10 protein-coding genes and 1 pseudogene are annotated in these 13,151 nt (G+C 69.1%); 4 read left to right on the top strand and 7 right to left on the bottom strand.

Going from position 1 to position 13,151, the window contains the following annotated elements:
• The first annotated feature begins 12 nt into the window (after window positions 1-12).
• Entirely contained in the window at window positions 13-525 is a 513-nt protein-coding gene (locus PIQ37_RS02765) for a DinB family protein (RefSeq protein ID WP_342072264.1), read from the top strand.
• Between the two features lie 25 nt (window positions 526-550).
• Here PIQ37_RS02765 and PIQ37_RS02760 read toward each other — a convergent pair whose 3' ends face one another.
• Together PIQ37_RS02760 and PIQ37_RS02755 are read right to left on the bottom strand one after the other, a co-directional pair.
• Entirely contained in the window at window positions 551-1,471 is a 921-nt protein-coding gene (locus PIQ37_RS02760) for a peptidylprolyl isomerase (protein ID WP_342072263.1), read from the bottom strand.
• A 101-nt stretch (window positions 1,472-1,572) separates the two neighbouring features.
• Window positions 1,573-3,342: an XVIPCD domain-containing protein gene (locus PIQ37_RS02755; protein WP_342072262.1), complete on the bottom strand. Its 1,770-nt coding sequence runs from the start codon at window positions 3,340-3,342 to the stop codon at window positions 1,573-1,575.
• Window positions 3,343-3,513: 171 nt separating this feature from the next.
• Here PIQ37_RS02755 and PIQ37_RS02750 point away from each other — a divergent pair, with 171 nt between their 5' ends.
• Both PIQ37_RS02750 and PIQ37_RS02745 read left to right on the top strand, forming a co-directional pair.
• Entirely contained in the window at window positions 3,514-3,879 is a 366-nt protein-coding gene (locus tag PIQ37_RS02750; protein WP_342072261.1) for a PadR family transcriptional regulator, read from the top strand.
• A pseudogene (locus PIQ37_RS02745) lies at window positions 3,876-4,790 on the top strand (sensor domain-containing protein); the annotation flags it as partial. The gene PIQ37_RS02750 and the pseudogene PIQ37_RS02745, both read left to right, overlap by 4 nt.
• Before the next feature lie 67 nt (window positions 4,791-4,857).
• Here PIQ37_RS02745 and PIQ37_RS02740 read toward each other — a convergent pair.
• On the bottom strand, window positions 4,858-6,168 hold the full coding sequence (locus PIQ37_RS02740; RefSeq protein ID WP_342072260.1) for a polyhydroxyalkanoate depolymerase: 1,311 nt from the start codon (window positions 6,166-6,168) through the stop codon (window positions 4,858-4,860).
• 63 nt (window positions 6,169-6,231) lie between these two features.
• Window positions 6,232-6,837, bottom strand: a complete 606-nt coding sequence (locus tag PIQ37_RS02735) for a class I SAM-dependent DNA methyltransferase (RefSeq protein WP_010344055.1) — start codon at window positions 6,835-6,837, stop codon at window positions 6,232-6,234.
• Window positions 6,838-6,918: 81 nt separating this feature from the next.
• Between PIQ37_RS02735 and PIQ37_RS02730 the strand changes: the two genes are divergently transcribed.
• Window positions 6,919-7,374 (top strand): CopD family protein, encoded by a 456-nt coding sequence (locus PIQ37_RS02730; RefSeq protein ID WP_342072259.1) that lies wholly within the window; start codon window positions 6,919-6,921, stop codon window positions 7,372-7,374.
• A 155-nt stretch (window positions 7,375-7,529) separates the two neighbouring features.
• On the opposite strand, the gene PIQ37_RS02725 is transcribed toward PIQ37_RS02730, so the two are convergent.
• The 3 genes from PIQ37_RS02725 to dnaE all read right to left on the bottom strand — a co-directional run bounded on the left by PIQ37_RS02725 (window position 7,530) and on the right by dnaE (window position 13,120).
• A complete protein-coding gene (locus tag PIQ37_RS02725; protein WP_342072258.1) occupies window positions 7,530-8,489 on the bottom strand; it encodes an acetyl-CoA carboxylase carboxyltransferase subunit alpha in 960 nt (319 codons plus the stop codon).
• A gap of 115 nt (window positions 8,490-8,604) precedes the next feature.
• Window positions 8,605-9,474 carry a hypothetical protein gene (locus PIQ37_RS02720; RefSeq protein WP_342072257.1) on the bottom strand — a complete coding sequence of 290 codons (870 nt, stop codon included), beginning with the start codon at window positions 9,472-9,474 and terminating at the stop codon, window positions 8,605-8,607.
• A gap of 55 nt (window positions 9,475-9,529) precedes the next feature.
• Complete coding sequence (dnaE, locus tag PIQ37_RS02715; protein ID WP_342072256.1) at window positions 9,530-13,120, bottom strand: DNA polymerase III subunit alpha; 3,591 nt, start codon at window positions 13,118-13,120, stop codon at window positions 9,530-9,532.
• Window positions 13,121-13,151 lie beyond the last annotated feature (31 nt).

The raw sequence follows: 13,151 nt of genomic DNA, 5'->3' as shown, positions 1-13,151 counted from the left end.
GAGAACGACGCAATGACCGATTCCCTGCTCGCATCGCAGTTCGCGTTCAAGGCCTGGGCCAACGCCGAACTGCTGCAGGCGCTGGCGCAGATCGATGGCGCCGCGTTTCCGGCGCAGCGGGAGCGTGCGATCCGGCTGTTGAACCACACCTACGTGGTGGACCGGATCTTCGCCGCGCACCTGGACGGCGGCACGCATGCGTTCACAGCGAGCAATACGCCGCAGACGCCGGAACTGGACGCCTTGCGCGCGGCGGTGATCGAATCGGACCGATGGTATGCGGACTACGTCGTCCGGCTCGACGCGGCCGCCCTGCAGCAGACGCTCGCGTTCCGTTTCACCGATGGCGATGCCGGCCGCATGAGCCGGCAGGAGATGCTGTTCCACGTGCTCGCGCACGGCGCCTTCCACCGCGGCAACATCGCCATGCTGCTGACCGAATGCGGCGTGGAGCAGCCGCGCGAACTGTTCACCCGCTTCCTGCACGCTCAGCAGCCGCAGCGGCGGGCCGCCGAGGGCGCCTGAGCGCGCGCGGTCGCGCCTGTCGCGACTACTTCGGCGGCATGCGCACCGGCAGCGGCACGTTGCACAGGTCGATGTGCCCGGCCGGACGCTTGTAGAACTCGTCGCGGCGGTTGCGTCGCGCCTCGACGACCTCGCGGAAGGTGCGCGTATCCGTTCGCAGCAATTGCAGCGGGGTGCGTTCGTTCTCCGGTACGTCGCTGGCCAGGCGGATGGCGCGGATCGGGGTGCGCTGTTCGGGTTTTTCGTAGAAGCCCATCGGGTCCGGCCCGCGCGGGATCACGCTGAGCAGTTCCATGCCCTTGACCACGCGGCCGACCACGGTGATGTTGCGGTCCAGTTGCCGCGGCGATTGCCCGGTGACCACGTACAGTTCGGCACCGATGCTGCTGTCCTCGTCGTTGTTGCGGCCGGCGCCGAGCGTGCCGTAGCAGTGCGCCAGCCAGGCGGTGCCGGCCTTGGGATCGCGCGCCACCGGAAAGCCGTCGACGAAGCCCACCTGCGGCGCCCAGCCGTCCCGGTCGGGCAGGGGCTGGAACGCCAGGCCCGCGGCCGGGCGCTGGAATTCGGCGGGAAGGTGGGTCTTGGCGCTGCCCAGCGACCTGGCCTTGCCCGGCTCCTCGCCGTCGGGGTCGCCGAACTGCACCACGAAGTTGTCCTGCGCGCGGTAGATGCTCAGGCCGTCCCAGAAGTGCTCGTGGGCCAGGGTGCGGATGTTGCCGACATGCTGCGGCGCGAACGCCGGCGCCAGTTCGATGATCACCCGGCCGGTGTCCAGTTCGAGGTACAGCGTGTTCGCCGGATCCAGCGTGCGCCAGTCGCTGGGCTTGGACGCATCCAGGATCTGTTGCGGGCTGCGGTAGGGCACGGCCGGCGGCGGTGCCCCTGCCGACGCGGCGAAGGTGGACAGCGACAACGCGAGGGCGAGCAGGGAGGTGCGCAGCGGCATGAGGGCGGCCCGGTCGGTGAGCGCCCGATTCTCACCGAAGCGGCGGCCGCTGCCAATGTGCCGGCGGCATGGCGCGACCGCCCTGCCGCCGGCAGCGCCGCCTACGACAGCGCGCGCTTCTGCGGTTCCTGCGCGTCCTGCGCCGGCGCCTGGTGCTGCGTCGGCGGCAGCGCGGCCAGTTGCCTGGCGCTTTCCGCTGCCGGGATGGTGGCCGCCTGCGCGGCATCCACGTAGGCCACGCGCTTGTCGCCGGCGCTGGGGTCGCCCTGCACCGCGAACACGCGGCCGTTCTCGTTGCGCAGCACGTGATCGACCTGGGTCAGGCCGTCGCGCCTGGCCGCCAGCAGCAAGTTGCTGGCAACGTTGGCGTCGTACGGGGTGAGCTTGCGCTCGATCGCCTGCTGCATCGCCTGTTGCTGCGGGTCGGCGGCGGCAGCGGCGTGCGGCTCCGGCCCGCTGCCGGTGGCGCGTGTCGGCGCCGTCGGCGACTTCTGCTCTGGCGTTTCGGCCTTGGCGTCGATGCGTTGCAGATCGCCGCCCGGCGTGCCGCCGGCGCTGTCGGCCACGCGGAACAGGCGCTCGCTCAGGCCGTACTGGGAATTGCCCAGGTTGCGCGCCAGGCCGATCGCGAAGTCCTGCGGACTTTGCTTGGCGTACTGCGCCGCCTCGTGCGCGGTCATCGGGCTGGCCTGCGCCGCGCGCTGGTACTGCTGGCGCAGCGCATCCATCTGCCGCTCGGAGAAGTGCAGGGTGAGGTCCTGGCCGGCCTTCGCCGGACCCGCGGCACCGGCCTTGCCGGCGAGCACCGAGTTGAGCAGTTGCGCCTGGTTCTCGTCGACCTTGTCGAACTTGAACTGGTAGCTGCGTTCGTCCACGCGCTCGTTGCCCGCGGCGTCGAACTGGCGGGTCATGGTCATCGGCACGTTGCCGGCGTACTGCACCTTGCCGACCAGGCTGTAGCTGCCGTCGGCATAGGTGGTGCGCACGTTCTCGCCGGTGTTGCGCTGGCCGCCCAGCTCGGCCTTGAACGGGCCTACCGCGAGTTGGGCGCGGGTTTCCGAACTCATCGTGAGGCTTTCGACCTTCTGTACGTCGCTGACGCCGGGTACGTTGGCGGCAAGCTTGCCGCTGGCCAGGAAGTCGCGATAGGCGCCTTGTGCCTGCGGTTCGCGCAGGTCGAAGGTGGCGGTGCGCATGGTCGCCTGGCCGAGCGCGTCCTGGCGGCCGAGCATGGCCTGGGCGATGTCGGTCTTGAATCCGACCGCCTCCAGCCGCTCCAGCGCCTGGGTCGGGCCGACCGCCACGCGCACGCTGTGCTCGTCCACGCGCTGCACGGCGTAGCTCATGCCGGCCGCATCGGTGCGCTCGCTGGAGGTGGCCAAGCCGCGAAACGTCGCCTCCATCGAGGTCTTGGCGAAGGCCTGGCCGTCGAGCTTGACGCTGCCGTCCACCGGGATGGTCTGCGGGTCGAACGGATTCACCTGGGCAGCGGCTTCGGCCTTGGCCTCGCCGGGCAGGCGCACCTCGTAGCGGCCGCGCTCGCCGACCGCCTGGGTCAGGCTGCCGTCGGCGGCCAGGCGCCCGGCCTTGAATGCGCCCTCGATGCGATGGCCCTGGGTGAACTCCATCTCCACGTTGAACACGGTCTTGCCGTCTTCCTGTTTGCTGCCGGCGCCGACCTTGCCGGTGTGCACCAAGGCGTACTCCAGCGGGCCACGCTTGGCCTCCACGGCGGTGCGGCTGTACTCGACCGAACCCGAGCCGGCCTCCGGGTCGCGCTTGACCCCGCCGACTGAGAACTGGTTGCCGGAACTGGCGAAGCTGGCCTCGGTGGCCTGTCCGGGCTGTGGGGTAGCGGGCGTGGAACTCATGCGTGACCTCCTGGATGGCATGCGGAAACGGATCGGCGGGCAGTGTAGTCAGCGCCACGTTGTCGAAACGTTTGTCGCCGCTGCGCCGGCCAGGGCGGGCGCACATGACCAACGGCACAGTGGCTATGTCGAACTCGGTACTAGTATCTAGCTCAACCTAGCGAGGGCGCCATGGTCGAGCCGGATGCGCAACTGAAGAAATTCCAGAAGGAGCTGAGCGCCGGCACCGTGTCGCTGGCCCTGCTGGCGGTGCTGGCCGCGGCCGATGCGCCGCTGTACGGCTACCTGATCGCCAAGCGCCTGGAGCAGGTGGGCGAGGGCGTGCTCAGCGGCAAGCAGAGCGCGCTGTACCCGGTGCTGCGCAACCTGGAGGCGGCGGGGCTCCTGTCCAGTCATGTCGAGCCGTCGGTGGCCGGGCCGCCACGGCGTTACTACCGTATCACCGCGGCGGGCTTGGCCACGCTGCGGCAGTGGGCCGCGGCGTGGCGCGCCACCCGCGATTCCGTCGATTCCGTGCTGAAGGGGATTTCAGAATGAGCAGCGCACACACCGCACCGCGGCCCTTGCCGACCACCATTCCCGACTACCTGGCGCAACTGCGCGCGGCACTGGCCGGCGCCGACCCGGCGCTGGTCCAGGACGCGCTGTACGACGCGGAGGAATACCTGCGTTCGGAACTGGCCGAGCAGCCAGGCAAGAGCGAAGCCGAGGTCATCGCTGGCGTGGCCGGCAGCTACGGCGCACCGGACGAGGTGGCCGAGATCTACCGCGATACCGAAGTGACGGTGAACCGCGCGCTGAAGCCGCCGGCGCCGCCCAAGCGCAAGTCGCTGCTCGGCCGCTTCTTTGGCGTGGCCGCCGACCCGCGCGCCTACGGCAGCCTGTTCTACATGTTGTTGGCGCTGGTCACCGGCATCTTCTACTTCACCTGGGTGGTCACCGGGGCCAGCGTGTCGGCGGGCATGCTGATCCTGATCGTCGGCGTGCCGCTGCTGGTGCTGTTCTTCGGGTCGGTGCGGCTGCTGTCGCTGGTGGAAGGGCGCATGGTGGAAGTGCTGCTGGGCGAGCGCATGCCGCGGCGGCCGCTGTACAGCGCGCCGCAACAGCCGTGGCTGCAGCGCATCGGGCAGATGTTCACCGATGCGCGCACCTGGACCACGATGCTGTACTTCCTGCTGATGCTGCCGCTGGGCATCGTCTACTTCACGGTGTTCGCGGCCTTGCTGAGCACGTCCTTCGCCCTGCTGTTCTCGCCGGCGGCCTTGCTGGACCCGGACATCGCGCACCTGACGATCAACATGGGGAGTACGCAGTGGAGCGGCGGCGAAACCTGGTTGCCGCTGGTGCTGATGAGCGTGCTCGGTGGCCTGCTGTTCTTCGTCACCCTGCACCTGTCGCGCGGCTTCGGCAAGGCGCATGGCCTGCTGGCCAAGCACCTGCTGGTGCGCAGTGCGCGGCGCCCTGATGTGCTGAGGCTGGATCGCCCGCGGCGTGTTGCCGCAGGCGATCCGTCGCTCAGCCGGCCTTGCGGCTGCCGCGGCGCTTGAGCGGGGTGACGTTGCCGGCCGCCGGCGCGCGGCTGGCGCCGGCGTTGGCGGCGATGAAGCTGCGCACCTGCGGATACACGATGTCGCGCCAGCGACGGCCGCTGAAGATGCCGTAATGGCCGGCGCCTTGCACTTCCAGGTGCTGGCGGCGCGCGGCGGGGATGCCGGTGCACAGGTCCTGCGCGGCGGCGGTCTGGCCCAGGCCGGAGATGTCGTCCAGTTCGCCTTCGATGCTGAGCAGCGCGGTGTCGCGGATCGCCGCCGGGTCGACCCGTTCGCCGTCGATCACCCATTCGCCGCGCGGCAGCAGGAACTCCTGGAACACCACGCGGATGGTGTCCAGGTAGTAGGTGGCCGGCATGTCCAGCACCGCGTTGTACTCGTCGTAGAAGCGGCGGTGCGCCTCGGCGTCCTGCAGGTCGCCCTTGACCAGGTTGGCGTAGAAATCCCAGTGCGACATGAAGTGCCGGCTCGGGTTCATCGCCAGAAAGCCGATGTGCTGCAGGAAGCCCGGGTAGACGGCGCGGCCGTGGCCGGGGTAGGCCGGCGGCACGGTGTGGATGACGTTGTGCTCGAACCAGGACAGCGGATTGCGCGTGGCCAGGTTGTTGACTTCGGTGGGGCTGCGGCGCGCGTCGATCGGCCCGCCCATCATCACCAGCGAGCGCGGCGTGGTCTCGCCGCGCCCGGCCATCAGCGACACCGCCGCCAGCACCGGCACGGTCGGCTGGCACACGCTCATCACGTGCAGCGACTCGGCGCCGATGTGGCGGATGAAGTCCTGCACGTAGCGCACGTAGTCGTCCAGGCCGAAGTCGCCCTCGGCCTGCGGCACCATGCGCGCGTCGATCCAGTCGGTGACGTAGACCTTGTGGTCGCGCAGCAGGGTGCGCACGGTGTCGCGCAGCAGCGTGGCGTGGTGGCCGGACAGCGGCGCCACCACCAGCACCGCCGGCTGCTTCTTGAGGCCGTCCACGACCTTGGCGTCGTCGCTGAAGCGCTTGAAACGCAGCAGGCGGCAGAATGGCTTGCGCAGCACTTCCTGCTCGACGATCGGCAGCGCGTGGCCGTCGACCTCGACATGGTCCAGCGCCCAGGCCGGCTTCTCGTAGTCCTTGCCCAGGCGGTGCATCAACTCGTTGCTGGCGGCCAGGCGCTCGGCGCCGGGCAGCGTCGACCACAGGCTGTTGGGGTCGGAGAAGATCTTGGCGTTGGCTTCGGCCTGGTGCACCCAGGGGGCGAGCAGGTTACGGGTCAGTTCGTGCCACTGGTAGAGCATGCCGGTGTTTCCATCCTGAGCGTATGCTGCCGTGCAGCATAACGCATCCGTGCTGTTTGCACCTTAATGGGGCACCAGACCAATCGTCTCCAGGGCCGCCGCATCCCCCGCCAGCGCTGGCGCCAGCCAGCAATGACTGCCGACCGGGCGCAGCCCGAGCGCACCGAACTGGCGCCGGTACCAGCGCGCCGCGCGGGGCTGGAAGCCGGCGTGGTCGCCGTCGAAATCGTCCTCGGCGGCGAAGGTCTCCAGGAACGCCACGCCACCGCACAGCTCCACCAGGCCGGGCAGGCCCTGGCGCAACTCGCGGCTGGGCACGTAGTGCAGCACGTCCGAACACACCAGCAGGTCCACCGGTGCGCACGGCCGCAACCAGGCGAAATCGCCGAAGCGTGCCGGGTGCAGGTTGCGGTGGCGGCCATAGCGGGCGACCGCGTAGTCGCTGCTGTCGAAGCCGAGATAGCGCAGTTTCGGCCGCAGCTTCAGCAGCGGCGCGCGCCAGGCGCCTTCGCCGCAGCCGATGTCGAGCACGCTGCGGATCGGCCGTTCCAGGTAGTACTCGGCCTGGGCCACGGCGAGCGCGACCTTGCGCGCCAGGCGCGCGGCATCGCCGATGCCGTCGCGGCGATACCAGCGCTGGAAGTAGTCGGCGTCGTACTGTTTGTCCATGCGGGCGTGTGATCCGTGCGGGCGCCGGACGAATCGGCGAAAATGGCCGCACATCCTACGCCAGCGACACGGAGCCAGCGCATGCAACTCTATCTGTGGATCAAGTCCCTGCATCTGCTGTTCGTGATCGCATGGATGGCGGCGGTGTTCTACCTGCCGCGGATCCTGGTCAACGTCGCCGAGAGCGCGGGCCAGTCGCAGGTGCAGGAGCGCCTGGCGCTGATGGGGCGGCGCCTGTACCGCTTCGGCCACATGATGTTCGGCCTGGCGCTGCTGCTGGGGCTGACCCTGTGGCTGGGCTACAAGGTGCTGCCGGACTTTCCGACCATGGTCGCACCCGGCCACAGCGGCTGGCTGCACGCCAAGCTCGGCCTGGTGGCACTGATGCTGGCCTACTACATCTTCACCGGCCGCTGGCTCAAGCGCGTCGGCCAGGCGCAGCCCCTGCCATCCTCGCGCGCCCTGCGCCTGTTCAACGAGGTGCCGGTGCTGGCGCTGCTGGTGGTGATCTGGTTGGTGCTGGCGAAGCCGTTTTGAGCGGGGATTGGGGAGTGGGGATTAGGGATTCGTAAAAGCGGGTCCCGTGCTCCGTGTTGCATCGCGGAGCAACCCATAGCAGTTCGGTGCCCATGGGATTCGCTCTTGCGAATCCCCAATCCCGACTCCCCAATCCCGAGGCGCCGCCCGGCGCCTCAGGCCGTCTCGTACGCGCCGTAGCTGCGCAGGCGCGCGTAGCGCTTCTGCAGCAGTTGCTCGATCGGCAGCTGTTCCAGCGCGTCCAGTTCGTTGAGCAGGACCGCCTTCAGGCGCTTGGCCATCTGCGTGGGGTTGCGGTGGGCGCCGCCGATCGGTTCGCGGATCACCTTGTCGACCAGGCCCAGCGCGGACAGGCGCTTGGCGGTCAGGCCGAGCTGTTCGGCGGCGTCCTTGGCCTTGGAGGCGTCCTTCCACAGGATCGAGGCGCAGCCTTCCGGCGAGATCACCGAATAGGTGCCGTATTCCAGCATCAGGGTGCGGTCGCCCACGCCGATCGCCAGCGCGCCGCCGGAGCCGCCTTCGCCGATCACGGTGCAGATCACCGGCACCTTCAGCTCGGCCATCTCCAGCAGGTTGCGTGCGATCGCCTCGCTCTGGCCGCGCTCCTCGGCGCCGATGCCGGGGTAGGCGCCGGGGGTGTCGATGAAGGTCAGCAGCGGCAGCTTGAAGCGCTCGGCCAGCTTCATCAGGCGCAGCGCCTTGCGGTAGCCCTCCGGGCGCGGCATGCCGAAATTGCGCGCGATCTTGCTCTTGGTGTCGCGGCCCTTCTGGTGGCCGATGATCACCACCGCGCGGCCATCGATGCGGCCGAGGCCGCCGACGATGGCCTTGTCGTCGGCGAACGCGCGGTCGCCGGCCAGTTCCTGGAACTCGTCGCAGAACACGTTGATGTAGTCCAGCGTGTACGGGCGCTGCGGATGCCGCGCCAGCTGCGAGATCTGCCACGAGGACAGGTCGCGGAAGATCTGCGCGGTGCGCACCCGCAGCTTGTCCTCCAGCGCACCCACCTCGGCGTCGACGTTGACCGCCGGGCCGGTGCTGGCGTTGCGCAGTTCCTGGATCTTGGCTTCCAGATCGGCGATGGGTTGCTCGAAGTCGAGGTAATTCGGGTTCATTGGAAGCCGTCGGATGGATCAAAGGTGGGGAAGCTTAGCCGAATGTACGGCAACTGCCCGTACGCTCCGGTGTGGAAAGGCCGGCGGGGCGCGGCTGGCCGGGGGCGGCGGCGGTTCAGGGAACGACCAGCGCACTGCGCCCGGTCAGCTCGCCGAAGGCGTGCACGAAGGTGTTGCAGGCCTCGTTGGCCGAGGGCGGCAGCGAGGCGCCCAGCGTCGCGGTGGCGGCGGTGAACGCCATCTGCGCCTGGAAGGTTTCCTTGCGCAGGGCACGCTGCGTGTCGGCGCCGGTCGCGCGCAGGTGGCGCGCGTAGAGCGCGCGCAGCGGGCCGGCATGGGCCTCGTAGGCCGGGTCCAGCGGCGGCAACGTCGCCGGGGCCTTCTCCAGCGCGAAGCGCGGCGTCACGTAACGGCCCGGCCGCGCGCGCTCGAACGCGCCGGGCTGGCCCATGCCGGTCTCGACGTAGGCGATGAAGTCCGGCGCAGTGAAGATCTTGCTGGAGATCTTGCCGCCGCTGGCATCGACATGCGCGACGACCTGCTCGTCCGGGAACGGCTCGCGCACGCCGAAGGTCCAGTCCTTGTCGATGAACAGGTCGTGGGTCTGTTTGAACGGGCCTTCGAAGGTGACGCCGTTCAGTTCGATCCGCGCGTTGATCGAACCGAAATTCTTCGCCTTGTCCGGGCCGGTGAGGTAGATCGCGTTCGCGGTCACGTACTCGCTCAGGGTCGGATTGATCAGTCCGCCCCTGGTATCGGCGTAGACGATGAAGCGCACATCGCCCAGGCGTTCGCTGTGCAGGTGGTGCTCGCCGGCTGCCAACGTCACCGGCTGCGCCTGCTGCGCCGGCACCTGCAGGGTCTTGCCGTCGAGCGTGATCGACAGCGGCGCGGCGGTGGGGTTGTCGATCTGGAAGTCGACCTTGGACGAGGAACACGCCGCCAGCGCGAGCGCGGCAGCGAACGGGAACAGCACGGTCTTCATCGCGGCCTCCTTCCTTCGGCCATTTGCAACGGGCGCGCCGCGCTGCGCGCCAGGCTCAGTTCGCCCATGGCGGGTTGTATTTGACCTTCACCGCACGCACCGCCGGGTCGCCGCGCAGGGCGTCCAGCAATTGCGGGTCCACGCGCACCGAATGGCTGCCGTTGAGGTCGAGCATGCCGGCGATGCCGCCCTGTGCCGACTGCAGCAGCAGGTCCAGGCGCAATGGCGTCTTGCCCGGGCGGTGGCGGGCGAGCAGGCCGTCGATGCGCGGCCAGGCGCTGCGCTGGCGCAGGTCCAGGCGCAGCGACAGGCGCTGCGCGTGGTGCGTGCAGATCTGTTCGTAGTCCCAGCACTGGCGGATGCGCATCGCGTAGCCGCCGTTGAATTCGTCCTCGCGCACGCCGCCCTTGACGATGAGGATGCGGTCGCGGGTCAGGAGGTGGCCGAACTCGGCGATGGCGTCGGAGAATGCGCTGCACTCGATGCGGCCGCAGCCGTCCTCCAGTTGCACGAACACCTGGCTGTCGCCCTTGCGGCGTACGCCGACCACCTGGCCGGCGAGGATCGCGCTGACCTCCGGGCGCCAGGCGCGCTTCTCGCCGTCGCCGCCACCGCCGCGGCCGCCGCCGGATTGCGCGCAGATCTTCTCCAGCGCGCTCAGGTCGCAGCCGACCAGTTCGCGCACTTCGTCGCGGTACGGATCGAACGGATGGCCGCTGAGGTAGAAGCCCAGCGTCTCGCGCTCGCCGGCCAGCAACTGGCCCAGCGGCCATTCCTTGCTCTCCGGCAGGTCCAGGCGCAGCGCCGGGGCGCTGGTGTCGGCGCCGCCGAACAGCGAGTTCTGCCCGGAGGCGCGCTCGCGCGCCATCTGCTCGGTGGCCTTCATCACCTCCGGCAACTGCAGCATCAGCGTGGCGCGGTTGCTGCCCAGCCCGTCCATCGCGCCGGCGTTGATCATCGCTTCCAGCGTGCGCTTGTTGAGCTTGGCCGATTCCACGCGGGTGCAGAAATCCAGCAGCGAGGCGTACTCGCCGCCGCGCTCGCGCTCGGCCACGATCGCCTCGCAGGCGCCGCGGCCCACGCCCTTGATCGCGCCCAGGCCGTACTGGATGGTGTCCGGGGTGGCCGCCTCGAACATGTACGCCGAGGCGTTGATGCGCGGCGGCAGCACGGTCAGGCCGAGGTTGCGCACCTCGTCGAGGAAGCCGACCACCTTGTCGGTGTTGTCCATGTCCGAGGACAGCGTGGCCGCCATGAACTCGGCCGGGTAATGGCGTTTCAGCCACGCGGTCTGGTAGCTGACCAGCGCGTAGGCGGCGGCGTGCGACTTGTTGAAGCCGTAGCCGGCGAACTTCTCCATCAGGTCGAAGATTTCGTCGGCCTTGGCCTCGCCGACGCCGCCCTTGGCCGCACCCTCGCGGAAGATCTCGCGGTGCTTGGCCATTTCCGCCGGCACCTTCTTGCCCATCGCACGGCGCAGCAGGTCGGCGCCGCCCAGCGAGTAGCCGCCGACGATCTGCGCCATCTGCATCACCTGCTCCTGGTACACCATGATCCCGTAGGTGTCCTTCAGGATCGCTTCGGTGCGCGGATCGGGATAGACGATCTCCTCCTGGCCGTGCTTGCGCGCGTTGAACGAGGGGATCAGGTCCATCGGGCCGGGGCGGTACAGCGACACCAGCGCGATCAGGTCCTCGAAGCGGTCGGGGCGGGCGTCCTTCAGCAGCCGGCGCATGCCCGAGGATTCGAACTGGAACACCGCGCCGGTGTTGCCCGAGGCGAAGATGCCCTTGTAGGTCGGCGCATCGTCGAGCGGGATCGCGGCGATCTCCACCGGCGGAATGCCGGCGCGCGCATGGCGCACGTTGATCGCCTTCACCGCCCAGTCGATGATGGTCAGGGTGCGCAGGCCGAGGAAGTCGAACTTGACCAGGCCGACCTGCTCGACGTCGTCCTTGTCGAACTGGGTGACCGGGTTCTTGCCGAAGGTGTCGACGTCGTGTTCGGCGAACAGCGGGCAGAAGTCGGACAGCGGCGTTGGCGCGATCACCACGCCGCCGGCGTGCTTGCCGGCGTTGCGGGTCAGGTCCTCGAGCTGCCGCGCCAGGTCCATCAGGTCGCGGACGTCGTCCTCGGCCTGGTAGCGCTGGATCAGCTCCGGCGAGGCCATCTCGCTGTCCTTGCCTTCGCCCATCGCATCCTTGAGCGTGATGCCGAGGATGTTGGGGATCAGCTTGGCGACGCCGTCGACCAGGCCATACGGGAAGCCGAGCACGCGGCCGCAGTCGCGCACCACCGCCTTCGCGGCCATGGTGCCGTAGGTGATGATCTGGCTGACCCGGTCGCGGCCGTACTTGCGCGCCACATAGTCGATCACCTCGTCGCGGCGATCCATGCAGAAGTCGATGTCGAAGTCGGGCATCGACACGCGTTCCGGGTTGAGGAAGCGCTCGAACAGCAGGTTGTACGGCAGCGGATCCAGGTCGGTGATCTGCAGCGCCCACGCCACCAGCGAACCGGCGCCGGAACCGCGGCCCGGGCCGATCGGGATGCCCTGGTTCTTGCCCCACTGGATGAAGTCGGCCACGATCAGGAAGTAGCCGGGGAAACCCATCTTGATGATGGTGTCCAGCTCGAACTCGAGCCGGTCCACGTAGTCCTGGCGGGTCTTGCCGGGCGCCAGCGGGTTCTTTTCCAGGCGCGCGGCCAGGCCGTCGCGCGACTGGCTGCGGATCCAGCTGTCCAGCGTCTCGTCGTCGGGCACCGGGTAGGCGGGCAGGAAGTAGGTGCCCAGCTGCATCTCGATGTTGCAGCGTTGCGCCAGCGCCAGGGTGTTGTCGATCGCGTCGGGGATGTCGGCGAACAGCGCGGCCATCTCTTCGGCCGACTTCAGGTACTGCTGGTCGCTGTAGTCGCGCGGTCGCTTGGGATCGTCGAGCACGCGACCGGAGGAGATGCACACGCGCGCCTCGTGCGCGGCGAAGTCGCTGGCGTACAGGAAGCGCACGTCGTTGCTGGCGATCACCGGCAGGCCGCGGGTGCCGGCGGCGTGCAGGGCGAACTGGTTGAACGCCTCCTCGCCATCGCGGCCGGTGCGGGTCAGTTCCAGGTGCAGGCCGTCGCCGAAGATGCGCTGCCAGTCGGCCAGTTGCTGCTCGGCCAGGTCGTGGCGGCCTTCGCTGGCCAGGCGCCCGGCCAGGCTCTCGCGGCCGGCCAGCGCGAACAGGTTGTCGCTGCCGGTCTGCAGCCATTCCGGGCGCAGCGCCACGCCGCCTTCGCTGCGATGGCCTTCCAGCCACGCGCGGGTCAGCAACCGCGACAGGCTCAGGTAGCCGTCGCGGTTGCGGCACAGCACGGTCAGCCGCCACGGCGCCTGGGTGCCGTCGGCGATCAGCAGGTCGGCGCCGGCGATCGGCTTGATGCCCACGCCTTCGGCGGCCTTGTAGAACTTGACCAGCGCGAACAGGTTGTTGAGGTCGGTGACCGCCAGCGCGGGCAGGTCCAGCTCCACCGCGCGGCTGAGCAGGTTGGCCTGCTTGGCTTTCTTCGGGTCAGCCTGATCCGGTTTCTCGGGCACACGGATGGTCGAATCCGCCAGCGAGAACTCGGTGTGGATGTGCAGATGGGCGAAGCGGGAAGTGGACATGCGAAACCAGAGCGATGCCCGGGCAGGGTAG

Source organism: Xanthomonas protegens, assembly GCF_038442435.1.
GTDB classification, from domain to species: Bacteria; Pseudomonadota; Gammaproteobacteria; order Xanthomonadales; family Xanthomonadaceae; genus Xanthomonas_A; species Xanthomonas_A sontii.
The sequence above is the reverse complement of the archived record's forward strand: the minus strand, read 5'-3'. Positions and strand labels throughout refer to the sequence as shown.

What these genes read in the sequence shown, in the direction of transcription:
- PIQ37_RS02730 (WP_342072259.1), top strand. Translation starts at nt 6,919, where the DNA reads ATGCAACTCTATCTGTGGATCAAGTCCCTGCATCTGCTGTTCGTGATC.
- PIQ37_RS02760 (WP_342072263.1), bottom strand. Translation starts at nt 1,471, where the DNA reads ATGCCGCTGCGCACCTCCCTGCTCGCCCTCGCGTTGTCGCTGTCCACC.
- PIQ37_RS02720 (WP_342072257.1), bottom strand. Translation starts at nt 9,474, where the DNA reads ATGAAGACCGTGCTGTTCCCGTTCGCTGCCGCGCTCGCGCTGGCGGCG.
- PIQ37_RS02750 (WP_342072261.1), top strand. Translation starts at nt 3,514, where the DNA reads ATGGTCGAGCCGGATGCGCAACTGAAGAAATTCCAGAAGGAGCTGAGC.
- PIQ37_RS02765 (WP_342072264.1), top strand. Translation starts at nt 13, where the DNA reads ATGACCGATTCCCTGCTCGCATCGCAGTTCGCGTTCAAGGCCTGGGCC.
- dnaE (WP_342072256.1), bottom strand. Translation starts at nt 13,120, where the DNA reads ATGTCCACTTCCCGCTTCGCCCATCTGCACATCCACACCGAGTTCTCG.
- PIQ37_RS02735 (WP_010344055.1), bottom strand. Translation starts at nt 6,837, where the DNA reads ATGGACAAACAGTACGACGCCGACTACTTCCAGCGCTGGTATCGCCGC.
- PIQ37_RS02740 (WP_342072260.1), bottom strand. Translation starts at nt 6,168, where the DNA reads ATGCTCTACCAGTGGCACGAACTGACCCGTAACCTGCTCGCCCCCTGG.
- PIQ37_RS02725 (WP_342072258.1), bottom strand. Translation starts at nt 8,489, where the DNA reads ATGAACCCGAATTACCTCGACTTCGAGCAACCCATCGCCGATCTGGAA.
- PIQ37_RS02755 (WP_342072262.1), bottom strand. Translation starts at nt 3,342, where the DNA reads ATGAGTTCCACGCCCGCTACCCCACAGCCCGGACAGGCCACCGAGGCC.